Raw genomic sequence first — 19,879 nt, 5'->3', positions numbered from 1 at the left:
GTGAACGAAGGCGGCCAACAACCCCAGCTCGTCAAAGATGACGGGGATATCAGTATTTGTACTGCACTCCTAGATAATACTGCCGACCGGTTTCATGGTAATAAGTCAGGCGGTTACCGGCATCATCGACCCATTGATCATCCACTTCATCAGTCAGGTTCAGCGCTTCAAAAGTCAGTTTCCATTGGTCAGTGAAGGCATAGGACACAGAAGCATCGATATTGGTGGTGGCATTGGTGCCTTCCATGTCGTTGCCGTCACGACCGATGGCTGTAGTCAGGTAGCGATCACGTTTGGCCATGCTGACCCGTGCGTTCAGTTTTTCGTGCTCGTAGTACAAAGTTGCTGCGGTGGTGCTGCGGCTTAACCCTTGTAAATCACGGGTTGCTTGCACCACGCCAGCGACGTTAATGTAATCCATTTCCGCTTTTACATCGGTGTAGTTACCGATAAAACCAAAGCGGTTCCAGAACTCAGGTAAGGCAGTGAACGGCATCTGGAAGCTGACTTCAAAACCTTTTAAGTCGCCGCCAGGGCCATTGAGCGGGGTAGTGATTTGCCAGTCGACGTTTTCGTCACAACCAGAATTGCCGCCATAACCAGGACCTGCAGTACAAGCATCAATCGCTGCCTGAATAGGTAAACCGGTCGCGGTGAATGGTTTGGTTTCACGCAATGATTGCACGTGGCTGTCGATATCTTTTTGGAACAGTGCCAGGCCTAACATCGCTTCGTCGCTGAAATAAAATTCCAGACCTAAATCGTAAGTTTTGGCTTTAGTTGGTTCCAGCTGCGGGTTACCCCCAGAAACTGAGCGGCTGCCGCCTGATACTGACACTGAAACGTCCGGACGAATCGAGCCTAAACCGGCACGCGCCATCACTTCAGCAAAACCAAAACGCAGCACCACATCTTCAAACGGCTCGTAGTTTAAGTTCAGCGAAGGCAATACTTCATTGTAATCGTGCTCAGCGGTCAGTTGCTGCGCTGCACCACCAACTGTGGCAAAAGCTGTTGAACTTTGGTCAGTTTTGACATGCCGTACCCCGGCATTACCCCACAGCGGCGCATCTTTTACTTCAGTGTTAAATGACGCCATCAGGTATGCGCCGTTGGTGGTTTCTTCGGCCGAATAGTTGTCCGGACGACGGAAATCTTTACTGACTAAAAAGGCGCCAGTATTGCTGTACAGCCCATATTTAGCGTCAATGGCTGCAAAGTCTGGGATCAACCAGTTTGGATTCGGACCCAGGCCAGAGTTATAGGTTGCAATCATGTCTGGTGTGTAGACGATGCCAGCACCGTTTTCAGTCAGACGACGCGCTTCATAAGTTTCGAAGCTGAATTTTTTGTAATGTACGCCGCTTTTTAAGGTGATGTAATCGTTCAGGGTCCAGGCTAAATTCAGCTCTGCGGTATCAAAGCCGTTTTCAGCGCCCAGCGGACGTAACCGCACGCTGTTCGACGTCCAGCCGGTTGGGTCAAACACGCTGTTGCCAAAGGTCAGAATGGGGTTGTCGCGCGCAGCACCGCGGTAGTCGTAGCTGAAGGTAGTGCCGGTTTTTTCCATCACCAAGGTCGTTTGCACCGGGTTGTCGAATTTAGACGTGGTGGTGCCGATCATGCCATCAAGCTTCCAGTTATCATTCAGATGATGACTACCGTGTAAGGTAATTTGGGAGAAATCGGTACCTAGCTCATCAAAACGGTTTTCTGAGCGGATGGTGGCATTTTCGAAACTGCCGTAGGTCATGGTGTTGGTATCATCGATGAAATAATCCACCACATTCATACCACCGCTGATGCCATTGCCCGCTGTTGCTGTGGTTGGACGGTTACCACCGGCGTTTAAAATACCCTGCATAAAAATTTCGTTACGGGTAGCGTCGGTATTGGCATACAGCACATCTAAATCAAATTTGGTGTCGTCGTTTGGCTTGTACTGCAGCGCCGCGCTTAAACCCAAACGTTCCATTTCATGGGTGTACGAATCGTAACGTGGCAGCCGTGGCCGGAATGAATTATTGATGGCGTTAAGCTCAGTGGCAGTTGTGCTGCCTTTGTAACGACCGAAGTCGTTGGCGTTGCCCCAACGGACAGTACTTGAACCTTGATCTTTTAAGCTGCGTTCAGAATAAGAAGCTGAAAACAAAGCACCTAATTTGCCATCGGCGAAAATGTTACTGACTAAAAACGATGTTTTAGGATCAGATTTTTCCGATAAATCGTTGTAACCGAGTTGGCCAGAAGCTGCAAAAGTGAAACCATCATAGTCAAAAGGGCGCGCAGCACGCAGGTCAACAGTTGCACCTAACGAACCTTCTTCAATATCGGCGCTGGCGGTTTTGCGCACGGTGAGCGAGCTGAATAAATCTGACGAGAACGTATTAAAGTCAAAACCACGACCACGGTTGGCACCACCGATCTGGTCAGTACCGCCGCTGGTTGAAATTGCTTCCATGCCGTTAATCCGGACACGGGTGAAATCCGGGCCTAAGCCGCGAACTGAAATTTGCCGGCCTTCACCGGCGGCGCGGGTAATCGCCACGCCAGGAATACGTTGCAGCGATTCTGCTAAGTTTAAATCAGGAAAGTCGGCGATATCTTCAGCCAGGATGGAATCAACGGCACTGTCGGCCTGACGTTTTTGGTTCAGCGCGTTGCTTAAACTGTCGCGGAAGCTGCCCGTGACCTGGATCACTTCGATATCTTTTTCAGCCGCTTTGGCATCTGATGCCGGTGTTTGTTGTGCCAGCAGTTGTGGGGTGAAACCAAAAGTAAAACCGGCCAGCAGCATGGCTGAAACCAGTTTATTGGGGCGAAATTGTGAGCGTTGAACAGCCATAATGCCTTCCTCGTCCTGTCTATATTCGGTGTCGCTCAAGGTACATGCCTGCGACATTTTTTTGCTGGAAGACACCTGCTGGCGGCTCCCTGTTGATTTTTGTCTACCGGTGGCAAAAAATGCTTGCTATTTTGTGCCACCGATGGCAAAAAGCTAACACCAACGAATTCATACTGTCAAATACCGAACAAAAATAAATCAGTAAACATGGCAGCTTTTAGCGACATAATACTTGTAACGCATTGAATTTAATTGTTTTAAATGTTTTTTGAGCCCTGAATAAAGTCGGACTTTGTTTCATATATGGTGCAAAGTGTTGCTGACCTTCACGGCGATTGACGCCAGCGGCTCTCAGGTGTTGCGACTGGCCATAAATCTACAGCAAGGAGTTTTAACCCATGACTGATATTTCTGCTTTATTCAGGCTTGATGGCCAAACAGCACTGGTGACAGGCGCCAGCCGTGGTTTGGGTAAAGCGATTGCGTTTGCTCTGGCGAGCAGTGGCGCGCGCGTGATTTGTTCCAGCTCTACTGTGGAAGGTGCTGCTGATACAGTCGCGGCCATTCAGGCGCAAGGTGGCGAAGCTATCGCAGTGGCTGCTGATTTAGCTGATGAAGCCTCAGTACGTGCACTGGCGGCTGCTGCCATTGAATGGCAAGGCCAGGTCGATATTCTGGTGAACTGCGGCGGCACTATTTTTCGCGCACCAGCAGTGGAATTCCCGATGCAGCAATGGCGGCAGAATTTGGCAGTCAACCTCGATGCGGCATTTCTACTTTGTCAGCTGGTCGGCGAGGGCATGATCAAACGCGGTCAGGGCAAGGTTATTAATATTGCTTCAATGCTCAGTTACAGCGGTGGCATCACGGTGCCAGCTTATACCGCCAGTAAACACGCGATTGCCGGTTTAACCAAAGCACTCGCCAACGAATGGGCGCAGTTTGGCCTGAACGTCAACGCCATTGCGCCGGGTTATTTTAAAACCGACAACACTTTTGCGCTGCAGCAAAACCCGGAGCGTAACGCGCAAATTCTGGCGCGTTTGCCGGCTGGACGCTGGGGTGAACCGGAAGATCTAACCGGCGCTGTGGTGTTTTTGGCAAGTCGTGCCAGCAATTATGTCAATGGCCACGTGTTGGCGGTTGATGGCGGCTGGCTGGCGCGTTAAGCACAGGCAGATGGATTCAGGCTTTTCGGTCTGTAGACAAATTTTGGCTGTCGCGATTGCGGCAGCTTCCACCCGATTTTAGGAGCAAACCATGAGTACACCCATTTTCACCAACCGCTACGCCACGCATCCGGATGACGTCCGCCACTATGATACCGACGAACTGCGCCAACATTTTCTGCTGGATAACCTGATGCAGCCGGATGTGCTGGTGCTCAATTACACCCATTACGAGCGGATGCTGGTTGGCAGTGCGGTGCCTGTCAAAGGCCCGGTGGTGTTAGCAACAGTTGATGCACTGAAGGCGGCGTATTTTTTAGAACGGCGTGAACTCGGCGTGATCAACATTGGTGGTAAAGGTGTGGTGTTGGTCGATGGTGTCAGCTACCCGCTTGATAATAAAGAAGCTTTGTATGTTGGCATGGGCGCACGCGAGGTTAGTTTTCATAGCGACAATGCCACCACACCGGCGAAGTTTTACTTAAATTCCACTCCGGCGCATCGCAATTACCCAAACGCCCATATCACCATGGCGCAATGTAACGTGCTGCATATGGGCGCACTGGAAACCAGTAACCATCGTGATATTTATCAGTTAATGATCCGCGATGTGGTGCAAACCTGTCAGTTACAAATGGGCTTAACGGTACTGAAACCGGGCAGCGTCTGGAACACCATGCCAGCGCATCAGCATGACCGGCGGATGGAAGCCTATTTCTATTTTGATTTAGGCGCCGATCAGCAGGTTTGTCATTTTATGGGCGAACCGCAACAAACACGGCACATCTGGGTTGGCAGTGAACAAGCCGTGGTGTCACCACCCTGGTCAATTCACAGCGGTTGTGGCACCAGCAACTATGCCTTTATCTGGGGCATGGCCGGCGAAAACCTTGATTACCACGATATGGACAAATTTCCGGCCAGTAGTTTGCGCTAGGACTGACACAAAAAAGCTGACGATTAAAAAACTGAAGCTGTGATGCCTGCTGTTTGCGCGGTCGGCACACAAAGCGTCATGCGGCAGCAGAATAAAACCATCAGCGCGGTACGCGGTAGCAGTAAATAAAGTAAAAAAAGTAAAACAGCATAAAAATAAAACACAACAGGGCATAACAACATGAATACTTTCCCCGGGCGACAGCTGCGTACCAAGCGCTGGCTGTTGCTGTTTGTCAGTACCTTGTGGCTGCTCGGCAGCTGCACTAAGCAGCAGGACGTTGTCACTTTACGCATGGCGCACACGCTGGATCAGGAACATGTGGTGCATAAAGCCATGGTGAAAATGGCCGAGCGCATGGCGTTTTATTCCAACGGCAGCATGAAAATCCAGATCTACAGCGGTGGTCAGCTGGGTTCCGAGCGCGAGCTGATTGAGCTGCTGCAAATTGGCAGTCTGGCGCTGACCAAAGTGTCGGCGGCACCACTGGAAGGTTTTGTGCCGGTGATGAAAGTGTTCAGTTTGCCTTATGTCTTTCGGGATTCTGCGCATTTGTGGGCAGTGCTGGAAGGTGAGATTGGCCAAAGTTTGCTGGCGGCGCTGGAACCGGTGCGGTTAAAAGGCTTGGGCTATTACGACGCCGGTGCCCGCAGTTTTTATACCACCAACAAAGCATTACATAGCCCGGCCGATTTAGCCGGGCAGAAATTCCGGGTCCCAAATAGCCAGACTTCGGTCGAAATGGTGCAAGCGCTTGGCGGCGCGGCGACACCGGTTGACTGGGGCGAACTGTACACCGCGCTACAACAAGGCGTGGTGGATGGTGCCGAAAACAACCCACCGAGTTTTTACCTGTCCCGGCATTACGAATTGTCGAAATATTACATTCTGGATGAACACAGCATGGTGCCGGACATGATCCTGATGAGTCTGCATATCTGGAACCAACTGACGCCGGAGCAACAAGGCTGGTTAGAGCAAGCAATGGCCGATTCGGTGGTGTATCAGAAAACACTATGGCAAGAAGCCAGTGATGATGCGCTGGCCAAAGTCAAAGCCCATGGTGTAGAAGTGATTTATCCGGATAAAACGCCCTTTGTACAGGCCGTGCAGCCGTTACTACGGGCGCAACAAGGCACAGCTGTGGGTGATTTGGTCAACAAAATTACTGCGGTGAGCATCGAGCCTGTTGCTACATCAATCCCAGTTCCAGCAACCGGAGGTTCGCATGAATAAGACAGTGTTTTGGGTCGACCAAATTTTACGTCGCACTCTGATGGTGCTGATGGCATCGATTGTGTTGGTGGTGTGCTGGCAAGTGTTGTCACGTTTTGTGCTGGGGGAACCCAGTTCAATGACTGAAGAAATTGCCCGCTGTCTGTTGTTGTGGATTGGCATGCTCGGCGCCGCTTTTGCGTATCGCACCGGGCAGCATTTGGGACTGGATATTTTAACCCGCAAAATGCCGGCGATTTGGCAGCAGCGGGTCGCACTGGTATTAACTGCAGCTGTGGTGATGTTTGCGCTGGCGGCGATGGTCGTCGGCGGCGGACAGCTGGTGCTGCTGACGTATCAGCTGGATCAGATGTCGGCAGCGCTTGGCATTCGGGTCAGCTGGATTTATCTGGCCTTGCCCTTAAGTGGTTTATTGATTGCTTTTTATGGCCTGTGTCAGCTGCGCTGTCTGTGGCAGAAGATTGAGCTGACCCCGGCGGAGGATTGTTAAGATGGAATTATCGGCACTGGTATTACTGCTGGTATTTTTTGCACTGTTGATGCTCAACGTACCTATTTCATTTTGTATTGGCTTGGCCACGCTGGCCACCATGTTGCTCAGTATGGATTTATTACCGGCGCTGACCACATTGGCGCAGCGGATGGCGGGTGGCCTGAACAGTTTTGCCTTACTGGCGATCCCGTTTTTTGTGCTATCGGGGTTGTTGATGGGGCGCGGCGGCATCGCCAAACGATTGATTGAATGTGCGATGGCGCTGGTTGGCGCGCTGCCAGGCGGTCTGGCGCTGGTGAACGTGATGTCCTGTATGTTGTTTGGCGCAATTTCTGGTTCAGCTGTGGCGGCAACTTCGGCGATTGGTAGTTTTATGCTGCCGGAAATGAAAAAACAAGGTTATGACGACAGCTATAGTGCGGCAGTAACAGCGGCTGCCGCCACCACTGGTATGTTGATCCCACCGTCGAATATTATGATTGTGTACGCCATCGCCAGCGGTGGGGTGTCGATTGCTGCCTTGTTTGTTGCCGGTTATTTACCGGGGATTTTATTAGGTATCGCGTTGATGATCGTCTGTGCTGGTTATGCCAAAGTCAAAGGTTACCCGACCGGCGCGCGGTTACCGTTAAAATTGGTGGCGCAAAAAGTGGCGGCGGCAATTCCAAGCTTGTTTATGATTTTTCTGGTGATTGGCGGCATTATCAGCGGCGCATTTACCGCAACCGAAGCGGGCGCCATTGCGGTGGTGTATTCCTTTGTGTTGGCTGTAGTGGTGTACCGCGAAGTCAAAGTGTCGGAACTTGGGAATATTCTATTAAAATCGACCGAAACCACCGCGATAGTTCTGGCGCTCATTGCCACTTCGGCGGCGATGTCGTGGATTTTATCCTATGAGAATATCCCACAAACGGTCAGTCAGGGGTTATTGACCTTAAGCGACAATCCAATTCTGATTTTATTATTGATTAATATCATCTTACTGATGGTTGGTGCCTTTATGGACATGACGCCGGCGGTGTTAATCTTTACGCCGATTTTCCTGCCGGTGGCGGTAGAACTGGGCATGTCGCCACTGCATTTTGGCATCATGATGATTTTAAACCTGTCGATAGGACTGGTGTCGCCGCCGGTCGGTAGTGTGCTCTTTGTCGCTTGTGCCATCGCCAAAGTCAGGCTGGAACAGCTGCTCAAACCCTTATTGCCAATGTACGCCGCGATGTTTGTGGTGCTGATGCTGGTCACCTACATTCCGGCAATTAGTGAATGGTTGCCATCAGTCTTTGGTTTATAAAAGGAGGCGGTCATGAGCAGCTATGTGATCCCAAATCTCGCCAATGCCTGCCGCTTGCTGGAACTGGTGGCGCGCTCGCCGCTGGGGCTCAGTTTGTCGGAATTGGAGCAACAGCTGTCGTTGCCGCGCACCACCGCCTTTCGGATTTTACAAACCTTGTGTCAGCAACAAGTGCTGTGTAAACAAGGCCGTAAGTATCTGGTGGGTACGGGGTTGTACCGGTTGGGACTGGATCTGATTAATCACAATCCGCTGCATCAACAGGCGTTACCGCACTTGCAGCAGCTGGCATTGTCCAGCGGTTTAAGTGCGCAGTTGCTGTTGCCACAACAAGGCAGTGCGCTGGTTGCGGAAGTGGTTGATAGCCCAAATAACTTTGGTATGGCGGCGCGGCCGGGTTTTTGTGCGCAATTACACTGCTCAGCAGCGGGAAAGCTGTTTTTAACCCATTTATATTTCGAGCAATTAACCGAACTTGCCGTGACACCGGGCTTTATCCGGCACACCGCACAAACTATTACCGATCCGGCAGCGCTCAAGGTAGAATTGCAGCGTATTCAAGCGCGTGGTTACGCGCTGGACGAGCAGGAATACCGCGATGGTGTGCGTTGTCTGGCAGTGCCGGTGCGCGATCAGCGCGGTGTGGTAGTGGCCGCTATTGGCGTCACCGGCCCGTTGCAGTTGTTTCCGGAACTGGCCACTGCGACCATTGCACAACAAGTGAAGCAAGCGGCTATTGCAGTATCGCTGGCGACTTACCGGCCGGAATTGTTGGTTGGAACGCGTTAAGCAAACAACCTAATACCCAAAATCATTGAAGATACGGGTAGGCGCCGAGTGAGTGAGACCCCAGGAACATAGCCGTCTATGTGACTGGGGCGAACGAGCGAAGGCAACAACCCCGTATCTTCAAGGATGACGGGTATAAAAATGCAGAAGTAAATGGGCACTATCTCAGAAGGTCACATGCATAAAACTTCGACGATCAATGATGTTGCAAGACTCGCCGGTGTCTCCAAACGCACCGTATCAAGGGTGATCAATGGCTCGCTCAGTGTCGGCGACGGCACCCGCGAGCGGGTCGAGAAAATTATCAGCGAATTAAATTATTCGCCTAATACTCAGGCGCGGGGACTGGCGTCCAGCCGATCTTACCTGCTCGGATTAATTTACGATAACCCGGATGCCTTGTACCTCGATGACGTGCAACGTGGCGTGCTGGAAGTGTGTTCGCAGCTCGGTTATGAACTGGTGGTGCATCCTTGTCGTTATCGCAGCGAGACGCTGGTACAGGATTGTTTTAATTTTATCAACCGCTCGAAACTGGATGGCGTCATTGTATTGCCGCCGGTGTCGGAGCTGGATCATCTGGCCTCGGCTTTAAAAGAAGCTGGCCGGCCTTATGTCCGTTTAACTTCAGTATTGCTGGATGAAACCAGGCATAGCGTGGTGTCGGACGACCGTGCAGCTGCTGCCGAAATGGCACGATATTTTGCCCAGCTTGGTCACAGCGATATTGCTTTTATCAGCGGGCCACAACGATATAAATCGTCCAGCGAGCGGATGGAAGGTTTTAAACTTGGTTTGTCGGCTTATGGCATTGCACTCAAACCGGAACGGATTATCGAAGGCAACAATACGTACGAAACCGGTATTGAATGTGCGCGGCAATTATTGCAACAACAGCCGTTGCCGAGTGCCATTTTTGCGAATAATGACCAGATGGCAGCCGGGGTGTTAAAAGCAGCCCATGATTTAGGTATTGCTATTCCACGGCAATTATCGGTGGCCGGCTTCGATGATAACTTACTGGCATCCCGCGTCATTCCGGCGCTGACCACCATTCGTCGTCCGGTGCGGCAAATGGCGCAATTAGCAGCTAGTAAAATCATTATGGATATCGAACATAACAGCAAAGCTGCCAATAACGTAGCTGCCAAGGTGGCGCCAACTTTGGTGGTACGGGAGTCAACTGCCCGTTTTGCTGAGCCGCAAGCCTGAGTTCCGATATTAGCAAAAACTTACATTCGGACTGCCATTCTGGTGCAGATTCGGGTATTGTAAAACGCACTGGCATTACGATCACAGGAAGTATCGTCTGGTGCGTTTGATTTTCATTTTGCTGTTGCAACTGTTGCTGTACCTCTACAGCAGTGACGTGCTGGCGCGCCCTGCGCCATTAGCTGATTATTTCCGCGAAAGCTGGACCACCCGTGACGGTCTGCCGCACAACACCATCAATAGTATTATTCAAAGCAAAGACGGTTATTTATGGTTCGCCACCTGGGAAGGGGCGGCCCGTTATGACGGCCGGAATTTCACCGTGTTTGGTCGCAGTGAGCTAACCGGCTTACCAGATTCCGGCGTTCGGGTGTTTAGTCTGGATCGCAACGGCGATTTACTGATGGGCGGTTCCCGTGGCGGCATGGCTTTGGTCAAAGACGGCCAGTGGCAATCGTTACCCGCCGTTGAAAAACTGATCAATGATTTAACCCGCGACGTCAATGGTCGCTTGTGGATCGCCACCGAAGGCGGTGGTCTACTCCTGCAACAAGCAGATGGTCAAACGAGGCAGTTTGGAGCTGCCGATGGTCTGACACCCACCGTGATCTATCGTTTGCTGGATGATACCCAAGGCAAAATCTGGCTGGCGACGCAACAAGGTTTATATTGGTTTGATCCATCCCTGGCAAATCCGGAATTCCATTTGGCAGGTCCTGAGCAGGGCATGCCACTGACTTCGATTTTTGCCCTGACGCTGGGTGCTGACGGTACTTTGCTGGTAGGCACTGAGCAAGGCGCATTTAAACGGCTGGATCAGCAATTTTTGCTATTAGATCCTGGCTTGCAAGGGGTCGCAGTGTCGGTGATGATGCTGGATCAGCAACAACAAATCTGGCTTGGGACCATCAATCAGGGCGTGCTGCGTCTTGGTCAGTTAGGACTAGAACAACTGACCGTAGCCGATGGATTACCGAATAACCGGGTGCTGGCGTTATGGCAGGATCGTGAGAAAAGTATTTGGATCGGCACCAACGGCGGTGTTCTGCGGCTGCGGGATGCGCCTTTTAGCAATCTGACGACCAGCAAGGGGTTGTCCGATAACTATGTACGAACCGTGCTTGAGCACAGCGATGGCTCGGTGTGGATTGGCTCCAGCGGTGGTCTGGACCGGCATCTCAATGGCAAAATTTCAGCGGTGACTAATCCGCAAGGTGGGCCGCTTACGTCGGTGCTTAGTCTGGCCGAAGGTCCGGATGGCGACGTTTGGGTCGGCAGCTATTCTAAGGGGCTGATGCGGTTGCGCGCTGACAAAGTCATTGCCGTATTTGACCGCGCATTAGGCCTTACTTCCAATGAAGTGCGTGCGATTTTGCCGATGAAGGATGGCAGTGTTTGGGTGGGCACGTCCGGTGGTCTCAGCCATGTGGTTGAAGGCAAAGTGCGGGAGTTTCATGTTAAAGATGGTTTATCTGGCGAATTTGTCACTGCGTTGACCGTGCAGCCCAATGGCAAACTTTGGGTCGGCACCGGCAGTGGTGTGTCGATACAGGACGGCGACACATTCCGGCAGTTACCACTGAACAATTTTGATCAGGCCGACTATGTGTTTGGGTTTTATCAGCCATCTGAAAGTGAGGATTTATGGCTGGCAACTGATCGTGGTCTGGTGCGGTTCGACGCAACAAAAAACCAGTTCCAGCTGGTCGGCAGAGCGGCAGGATTACCCTTTGATAAAATTTTCGCCATTGCTGCTGAAACGGATCAGTATTTTTGGCTCAGTTCAAACCGCGGAATTTTGCGGGTGAAGCAGCAGGATGTATTGCAGGTGGCCACCGGGGCTCAGTCGAAGCTGGTCGGCTATGAGTTATTTGGCGAAAGTGACGGCATGCAAAGTGCCCAATGTAATGGTGGGTCGATGCCAGCCGCTGTTGCCCGCCAAGATGGCAGTTTGTGGTTTGCCACCTCACAAGGGGTAGCGATGGTGACACCAGCGCGGCTGAGTGAATTTGTGATCAGAACGCCTCCTGTGGTGGTGCAAAAACTCAGTGCCGATGGCGTGCAATATCCGGTTGCAGCGAATCAGTTGCCGGCCGGTACCCGCCGGGTGGAAATGCAGTTTGCCGGGTTAAGTTATGTGATGCCGACCCGCATTCAATATCGCACTAAGTTAGTGGGGTTTGATAAAGACTGGGTGGATCGTGGCCCGCAGCATGTCGCTGAATACACCAATCTGACGCCAGGCAATTATCAGTTTTTGGTCAGCGCGGCATATCCGGATGGTGATTGGTCAGCCGAACCTGCCACAGTGCAGCTGGAAATTTTGCCGTTTTTCTGGCAACGCACCAGTTTTATGGTGATTGCAGCAAGCGGATTGTTGCTACTGATGTTGGCTTTGTATCACTGGCGTATTCACAGCCTGCGTCGCAACGAACAAAAGCTGCGCCGCCAGGTGCTCGAAAAAACTTCGGCTTTGCGCCAGCAAGCAGAAATTCTGACCTTAGCGGTGGAAGAGAAAAGTATTCTGGCCGAACAGTTACGGCTACAAGCTGCGGCATTTGAAGCTCAGGCACGTGAAGATGGTCTGACTGGCCTGGCCAATCGCCGGGCATTTGATGAGCAGCTGGCGTCTGAATTTAACCGGGCACAGCGGTTGCATCATCAGCTATGTCTGGTGATTATCGACATTGATCATTTTAAACGGATCAACGATCAGTGGTCGCATATGGCCGGTGACGAAGTGCTGAAACGGATTGCGCAAATTCTGAAATTGCATAGTCGTGATATTGATATGACGTCGCGGTGGGGCGGTGAAGAGTTTGCGTTGTTACTGCCGCAAACCAGTTTGCAACAAGGACACGAAGTTTGTGACCGTTTGCGTCACGCCATCGAAAGTACCGATTATCAAGATATTGCTGCAGGGTTAACAGTGACTGCTAGTTTTGGCCTGGCGGTGAACACCGGTCTGGCACATTACGACAAGCTGATTTCCCGTGCTGATAGTTTGCTGTATCAGGCCAAAGCCAAAGGCCGCAATACCGTTTGCAGTTAGTTAGGTCGTCGCCATTAAAGCGAGCATCAAACCGACCGTCAACTACGACGGCCGGTTCATTTCAGGGATGATACAAAAGCCGAATCAGAACTTAAACGCGACTTTGACCGAAGCGTCTACTTTGCTGGCATCGACAAAGCCAATCAGGCTTGGATTGCCAGCCACCAGTTTCAGCATTTCTTCTTCAGTGGCCAGTTCTTTCGGCGGTGTGCCTTTGCCGGTAAATACCAGCTTCGACCAATAGGCCTTTAATTGACTGGCCGATTTCTTCAGCACCACATCGTTAAAAGTGGCACTGCTTGGCGCCGTTTCCACCAACGACATTGGCACTACAGATTGCCCATCGGCAAAAGACTTTTCGCGGCCCAGGTAAATTTTTGCCACCGTTGCCGCATCCAGTGCATTGGCGTTCGATGGATGAACTATCACCGCGACTTCGGCAAATACCATTGCACTGCTGAGGGTGGTGAGTAAGGTCGACAGTACTAAAATTCTGTTTTTCATCAGATGCCCCTTAAAAAACCAAATCGACGCCAAAAGAGATTAGTTGATAATCATCGACTGTTGCTCTGGTATCGGTACCTTTAAAATAATCCGCTTTAAAGGCGGCGCTTGGATGGAAGTCATAACGCACTGATAAGCCAACGCCGTCAAACTCGCGCTGACCAAAAGCGGAGGTAATACCACGGCCTGTTGCCTGCAGCACCGGATGTGTCACTCCGTTTAAGTATCCAAAGTCTGGATCCTGAGCATAGTCTTCGGTATGCACAGTCACCACCACATTATCAAAACGGTGACCCAGAGCCAGATACCAGGAGTTATTCAGCACATCGGTTGATTCTTTTACTTCATAACTGACATATTCGAAATCGACCAGCCAGTTACTGTAATCAACTGCAAAACCACTGAACCAGTAAAACGCATCTTTTTCGTTCCAGCCAATTCTGTTTCTGAAATCTGCAACTTGCGCCGCAGTCGCGCCATTGGCTGTTGCTAGCGCAATACCGCCGGCGGCCAATGGAAAGACTGTAGTGCTGTCGATCACCGCACCATCAATTTCCGCCGCAAAAATGCCACCGAACAGTTGCCACCAATCACCGGCGAGTGTGGCATTAGCCGACATAATATTATCGAGCCCAAAACTTACGGTATTGTTGGTGACTGCACTAAACACTTCACCCGACCAGCCGCCGTACAACACTTTGGTCTGCAGGCTGTAATCGCCAATATTAAATTGGCTGTCGACCGCAATACCTTCGATGGTGCTGAAATCCAGTCCAATATAGACCGCTTTGGGCAATCGGGAAAAATTATGGGCGTAGCCAACTTTTTCATATTCCGACTGGTGAAAAATTGGGTTGGCAAACCGTCCGGCACTCAGCCGATGTGTATCATTCAACTGATAGCTGAAGTAGGCCCAGCGGGCGTCCACTTCAAAATCATTGGCACCTTCACCAAATAATTGCACTGTGGCGGATAAACCTTCAGATAAATCGGCAGATGCCTGAATGGCAAACAACGATTCGGTTTTAAATGACAGTTCGCCTTCTTCGTAACCAGGGTAAGGGGCAAGTCCGCCATCAGAAGAGACAGACGTGCCGCGGATCGACGCAAAGCCATTGAGTTTCACTTCCGCCACTGCGGTTGGCAGATAGAGGGTCGTGAGCAACACCGAACCAATCAGCCAGCGTTGCCGCGGGTTATATTGCAGTTTCATCGCCTATCCTTTTGTTATTGTGGGTAATCATCTCAAGCGTAGTTGAGCTTTGCGTAGATGCAGCGGCTTTTTTTTGGTTGGAGATGATAAATTTGTTCTTTATCAAGGATTAGCAAAATATTTACCAAGCCGTTTTGTGGAACGCTGGTGCAGGTTTTGCTGGCGTTCTGGAGCATAAAGTTTTTTGATTTCAGATGCTTAGAAGAAGTTGCTTTGCGTTGGCTGCAACCCAGGTGCTGTTGCCGGTTATGGCAAACGAGCCGCTGAAATTATTGCAAGTGCCGCATCGACAGTAACCTTGCCATCCAGGCCGTTATTTCATATCTGAAACCAACAATCAGCATCCTGCCAGCGGTGGCAAAAAATTTCTGTCAGCTATTGCCACCGGTGGCAGATGCGTTATATTGTTGGTCAATACGCAAATCTGTAGCAGTTGTTGGGCAGTTTACCGGCAGTTGGAGTGAATACCGTGACCATCAATCGACAAAAACGACAGCACATTAAAGGCAGCCTGGGGTCATTGGCTGCTTTATCGTTGCCGCTCGGCGGCTGGTTGTCGGGCTGTGCTAAAACTCAATCGACTGATGCGAATTCGGCAACACAAGCTGCGAATTTAAATCCATTAAGTCACTCACAACTGACACAACAGCAGCTCTGGCAACAAGCCGACGCTATTGTAAAAAGTATCGCGCCAACCCAATTTGCCGCCCGCGATTTTCTCATTACCCGGTTTGGCGCTGTTGCAGGCTCTGATTGCACCAGCGCTATTGCTCATGCGATTGCCTCTTGCGCCAAAGCTGGCGGTGGCCGGGTGGTGGTGCCGGAAGGTCGCTGGCTGACCGGCGCTGTGCATTTAAAATCGAATGTGAATTTGCACCTGCAGAAAAACGCCGTGCTGGCGTTTTCAACTGATCCTAAAGCCTATTTGCCATATGTATTCACTCGCTGGGAAGGGGTGGAGCTGATGGGGTACTCGCCGCTGATTTACGCTTTTGAGCAAGACAATATTGCCATTACTGGCGAGGGTATTCTGGAAGGTGGCGGCAGCAACCAAAGCTGGTGGCCATGGAAAGGCCAATGGAAACATACGCCATGGCAGTTAGATGCAGCAACCGATCAACAGCAAACCCGTGCACCGTTATTTGCGATGGCCGAAGCGGGTGTGCCAGTGGCGGATCGGGTGTTTGAGAAAAATTTTTTACGACCGCCATTTATCCAGCCGTATCGTTGTAGCCGGGTGCTGATTGAAGGCGTGACCATTCGCAATTCACCATTCTGGCTGGTCAATCCGGTGCTTTGTACCGACGTGATTGTGCGTGGTGTAAATTTTTTTAGCCATGGTCCAAATTCCGATGGCTGCGACCCCGAATCCTGTAACCGCGTCTTGATTGAAAACTGCTTGTTTGATACCGGCGATGATTGTATTGCGCTGAAATCCGGTCGCAATAACGATGGTCGTCGTTTGGCCGAACCTGTGCAAAACGTGGTGATCCAGGATTGCATGATGAAATCCGGTCACGGTGGTGTGGTGCTTGGTAGCGAAATTTCCGGTGGAGCCAACCACATTTTCGCCCGCCGTTTGCGGATGAGCAGCCCGGATTTAGAGCGTGGCCTGCGCATCAAAACCAACTCGTTGCGCGGTGGTCTGATTGATACTGTGGCTTTAACTGATATCGAAATTGGCGAAGTGAAAGATGCCATCGTCATTAACTTCTATTACGAAGAAGGTGACGCCGGTGACCACTTGCCGTTGGTGCAGAATATTTTTGTTAGCAATTTGCATGTGAAAAAAGCCAAGCGGATTTTTGAAGTGCGGGGGTTACCAAGGGCGCCGGTCGGCTTGGTGCAGTTGTCGAATGTCACCATCGATCAGGCCGAAATTGGCGTGGTTGAAGGTGCGACGCAGCTGCTGTTGGATAACGTACTTTATAACGGTAAACCGTTAAAGCTGTAGTGGACTTGTCGCTACAGCGACTTTAAAACTTATATTTTTTAAAATTGCCACCGCTAGCCAAACGGGGCACAGGAGCAAGTCGATGTCGACTGAATCAACAACAGCAGCCAGCAAACCTGGTTGCAGTGTGAGCTTGCCAGAGCCGGGCGCTACTCAAACCGTTGCTTTGTGGCAAGTGCATCCACGCGACAATGTATTAATTGCACTGCGCGCTATCGCCCAAGGCGAAGTGTTGCCAGAGCCTTATCAGCAGGTCACCGCATTAGAAGAAATTCCGGCTGGCCATAAGGTTGCAATTGCCGATTTAGCTCAAGGCGCAGAAGTGCGCAAATACGGTTTTGCTATTGGCGCTACTACGGCTGCGGTCAAAGCCGGTAGCCATATTCACTCGCACAATACGGCAACGAATCTGAGCGGCGAACTGGCCTACAACTACAGTGGCTGTCAGGCGACGGAGCTTAGTTATCCTGCTGATTTACCGACCGAATTTATGGGCTATCGGCGGAAAAATGGCAAAGTCGGCACCCGCAACGAGCTTTGGATCATCAATACCGTCGGTTGTGTCAACCGCGCCGCCACCCGCATTGCCGCTGAAGCCAATAAACGGTTGGCGGCGGCTGGCATTTTAAATACCGATATTTTGCACACCAATATCGATGGCGTGTTTGCCTACACCCATCCTTTTGGTTGCTCGCAATTAGGTGATGATCTTGCCCATACCCGCACGATCTTGGCCGGGTTGATCCAGCATCCAAACGCTGGTGCTGTGCTGGTGGTGGGCCTTGGCTGTGAAAACAATCAGCTGGCGAAACTGTTGGAAGCCAGCCCCGGCGTCGATAGCAGCCGCATTCGCTCTTTTAACGCGCAGCAAGTGGAAGATGAAGTTGAAGAGGGCATCACCGCCGTTGAAGAATTACTGGGTTTGATGGCTGAAGATAAGCGGTCGGCTTGCCCGGTGTCCGAACTGGTGTTTGGCATGAAATGTGGTGGCTCGGACGGTTTAAGTGGCCTCACTGCTAATTCTTTAGTCGGGCAGGTGGCAGATTTAGCCGCAGGCGCTGGCGGTAAAGTGATTTTGACTGAAACACCGGAAATGTTTGGAGCCGAGCAAGTCTTTATGGCGCGGGCCCGCAATGAAACAGTGTTTAACGACATCGTGAAACTGGTGAACAGTTTTAAACAGTATTTTATCGACAACAACCAACCGGTGTATGAAAACCCAAGCCCGGGCAATAAAGCCGGTGGTTTGACCACGCTGGAAGAAAAATCGTTAGGCGCCATTCAAAAAGGCGGTTCGGCCATTGTTGAGCAAGTGATCCAGTACGGTGAACTAGCCAGCGTGCCGGGTCTTACTTTGCTGGAAGGGCCGGGCAATGACGCGGTGTCGTCCACTGCACTGACTGCGGCCGGCGCGACTTTGCTGTTATTCACCACCGGTCGTGGCACGCCATTAGGCTTTCCGGTACCAACAGTGAAGATTTCCTCGAACTCAAATTTAGCTGCCCGTAAGCCGATGTGGATTGACTACGATGCCGGTGCCATGTTGTTACCGGGCGTGGATAGTCAGCAATTTAGTAAAGAATTTTTCCGTTATTTACTGCAGGTGGCGTCAGGTCAGTACACCCGCAATGAGAAGTCTGAGAATAAAGAAATTGCGCTGTGGAAAAACGGCGTCACGCTTTAACTATTGAATAAGTTGCCGTAAACACCGGCAATTGAAGGAGCCCAGATGGCCGCGTTAACTTTACATCCAGACCGTTTATTTCCGTCCGATCCAACAGTTCGGGCCATCGCGCAGCGCTTATACCGCGAAATCGCCGGTTTACCGATTGTCAGCCCACATGGGCATACTGATCCAAAATGGTTTGCCGAAAACGCCAATTTTGACAACGCCACCAGTCTGTTATTGCTGCCGGACCATTATGTATTCCGGATGTTATATAGCCAGGGTATTCCGCTGGAAAGCTTAGGTATTCGCCGTAAAGACGGTGTAGCGGTGGAAAGCGATTACCGCAAAATTTTCCAGACTTTTGCCAGTCACTATCATTTGTTCCGTGGTACGCCATCGCGGATGTGGCTGGATCATGTGTTTAGCGAAGTCTTTGGTTTGACCGAAGCCTTAACTACAGCCACCGCAGACAATTTTTACGACAGCATCAATGCGCAGCTAGTGAAGCCTGAATTTAAACCACGCACTTTGTTAGACCGTTTTAATATTGAACTGTTGGCGACCACCGAAGGTGCGCTCAATTCACTGAAATACCATGGCGCGCTCAAAGGCACCGGTTATGACAAAAAAGTCATCACCACTTTCCGCCCCGATGATGTGGTCGATGCCGATCGCGCTGATTTTGCCGCCAATGTGCAAAAGCTCGGCGAGCTGACCGGCCAGGACACGCAAAGCTTTGAAGGTTATTTACAGGCGCTGCGCATTCGCCGGCAATTTTTCCGCGACCACGGCGCAACTGCGACCGATCACGGGCACCCAACTGCCAAAACCGCCGATTTATCCAAAGCCGAAGCTGCTGCGCTGTTTGCGCTTTGTTTAAAAGGCGAGGCCAGCACGCAGCAAACCGAATTATTCCGCGCGCAAATGTTGACCGAAATGGCCGGCATGAGCATTGAAGATGGCATGACCATGCAAATCCATCCAGGCGCCTTTCGTAATCATAACCCGGTTATTTTCCAGAATTTTGGCCCGGATAAAGGCGCCGATATTCCAAGCCCGACTGAATTTGTCAGTAATTTAAAACCCTTGCTGGATAAGTACGGTAATAACTCTGATTTAAAAATCATCCTGTTTACGCTGGATGAAACCACTTACGCCCGTGAACTGGCGCCATTGGCTGGCCATTATCCCTGTCTGAAGTTAGGACCAGCCTGGTGGTTCCATGACAGCCCGGAAGGCATGCTGCGTTTTCGCCATCAGGTCACTGAAACTGCAGGTTTTTATAACACTGTTGGCTTTAATGATGACACCCGGGCTTTCTTCTCCATTCCGGCACGCCACGATGTCGCGCGGCGCATCGACTGCCGTTTCCTGGCAGGCTTAGTGGCCGAACATCGGTTAGGTGAAGACGAAGCGGCCGAACTGGCTTATCAGCTGACGTATGGGCTGGTGAAAAAGGCTTATCAGCTGGCGTAAGCTGGCGGATTTAATTTCCGCTGGGACTTTAAATAG

General features: G+C 51.1%; 14 protein-coding genes. 11 read left to right on the top strand and 3 right to left on the bottom strand.

Annotated features, from left to right (window positions below):
- Positions 1–49: 49 nt before the first annotated feature.
- Positions 50–2,845, bottom strand: coding sequence for a TonB-dependent receptor (locus A5320_RS02180; protein WP_068062865.1), 2,796 nt, complete (start codon positions 2,843–2,845; stop codon positions 50–52).
- Positions 2,846–3,243: 398 nt separating this feature from the next.
- On the opposite strand from A5320_RS02180, the gene A5320_RS02175 reads away from it, so the two are divergent.
- The 8 genes from A5320_RS02175 to A5320_RS02140 all read left to right on the top strand — a co-directional run bounded on the left by A5320_RS02175 (position 3,244) and on the right by A5320_RS02140 (position 13,027).
- Complete coding sequence (locus tag A5320_RS02175) at positions 3,244–4,014, top strand: SDR family oxidoreductase (protein WP_231916641.1); 771 nt, start codon at positions 3,244–3,246, stop codon at positions 4,012–4,014.
- A 91-nt stretch (positions 4,015–4,105) separates the two neighbouring features.
- Entirely contained in the window at positions 4,106–4,951 is an 846-nt protein-coding gene (gene kduI / locus A5320_RS02170) for a 5-dehydro-4-deoxy-D-glucuronate isomerase (protein WP_068060323.1), read from the top strand.
- 180 nt (positions 4,952–5,131) lie between these two features.
- A complete protein-coding gene (locus A5320_RS02165) occupies positions 5,132–6,187 on the top strand; it encodes a TRAP transporter substrate-binding protein (RefSeq protein ID WP_068060320.1) in 1,056 nt (351 codons plus the stop codon).
- Complete coding sequence (locus A5320_RS02160; RefSeq protein WP_068060316.1) at positions 6,180–6,677, top strand: TRAP transporter small permease; 498 nt, start codon at positions 6,180–6,182, stop codon at positions 6,675–6,677. Before A5320_RS02165 ends, A5320_RS02160 begins: the two co-directional genes overlap by 8 nt.
- 1 nt (position 6,678) lies before the next feature.
- Positions 6,679–7,974, top strand: coding sequence for a TRAP transporter large permease (locus A5320_RS02155; RefSeq protein ID WP_068060312.1), 1,296 nt, complete (start codon positions 6,679–6,681; stop codon positions 7,972–7,974).
- 12 nt (positions 7,975–7,986) lie between these two features.
- On the top strand, positions 7,987–8,763 hold the full coding sequence (locus A5320_RS02150) for an IclR family transcriptional regulator (RefSeq protein WP_068060309.1): 777 nt from the start codon (positions 7,987–7,989) through the stop codon (positions 8,761–8,763).
- Positions 8,764–8,940: 177 nt separating this feature from the next.
- Positions 8,941–9,975, top strand: coding sequence for a LacI family DNA-binding transcriptional regulator (locus A5320_RS02145; protein ID WP_068062859.1), 1,035 nt, complete (start codon positions 8,941–8,943; stop codon positions 9,973–9,975).
- A gap of 100 nt (positions 9,976–10,075) precedes the next feature.
- Positions 10,076–13,027 carry a ligand-binding sensor domain-containing diguanylate cyclase gene (locus A5320_RS02140; RefSeq protein ID WP_082971482.1) on the top strand — a complete coding sequence of 984 codons (2,952 nt, stop codon included), beginning with the start codon at positions 10,076–10,078 and terminating at the stop codon, positions 13,025–13,027.
- A gap of 84 nt (positions 13,028–13,111) precedes the next feature.
- Here the strand turns inward: A5320_RS02140 and A5320_RS02135 are convergent, their stop codons facing one another.
- Together A5320_RS02135 and A5320_RS02130 are read right to left on the bottom strand one after the other, a co-directional pair.
- Entirely contained in the window at positions 13,112–13,531 is a 420-nt protein-coding gene (locus A5320_RS02135) for a phosphate ABC transporter substrate-binding protein (protein ID WP_068060304.1), read from the bottom strand.
- Between the two features lie 10 nt (positions 13,532–13,541).
- A complete protein-coding gene (locus A5320_RS02130) occupies positions 13,542–14,744 on the bottom strand; it encodes a hypothetical protein (RefSeq protein WP_068060300.1) in 1,203 nt (400 codons plus the stop codon).
- Positions 14,745–15,213: 469 nt separating this feature from the next.
- Here A5320_RS02130 and A5320_RS02125 point away from each other — a divergent pair, with 469 nt between their 5' ends.
- The 3 genes from A5320_RS02125 to uxaC all read left to right on the top strand — a co-directional run bounded on the left by A5320_RS02125 (position 15,214) and on the right by uxaC (position 19,843).
- Positions 15,214–16,698: a glycoside hydrolase family 28 protein gene (locus tag A5320_RS02125; protein ID WP_231916640.1), complete on the top strand. Its 1,485-nt coding sequence runs from the start codon at positions 15,214–15,216 to the stop codon at positions 16,696–16,698.
- 82 nt (positions 16,699–16,780) lie between these two features.
- A complete protein-coding gene (locus A5320_RS02120) occupies positions 16,781–18,382 on the top strand; it encodes a UxaA family hydrolase (protein ID WP_068060297.1) in 1,602 nt (533 codons plus the stop codon).
- Between the two features lie 45 nt (positions 18,383–18,427).
- The gene (gene uxaC, locus A5320_RS02115; protein WP_068060294.1) at positions 18,428–19,843 is read left to right on the top strand and encodes a glucuronate isomerase; all 1,416 of its coding nucleotides are present in this window, start codon (positions 18,428–18,430) and stop codon (positions 19,841–19,843) included.
- Positions 19,844–19,879: the final 36 nt, after the last annotated feature.

The organism is Rheinheimera sp. SA_1 (assembly GCF_001669775.1).
Lineage (GTDB): Bacteria > Pseudomonadota > Gammaproteobacteria > Enterobacterales > Alteromonadaceae > Pararheinheimera.
This window is presented reverse-complemented; position numbering and strand designations above follow the sequence as displayed.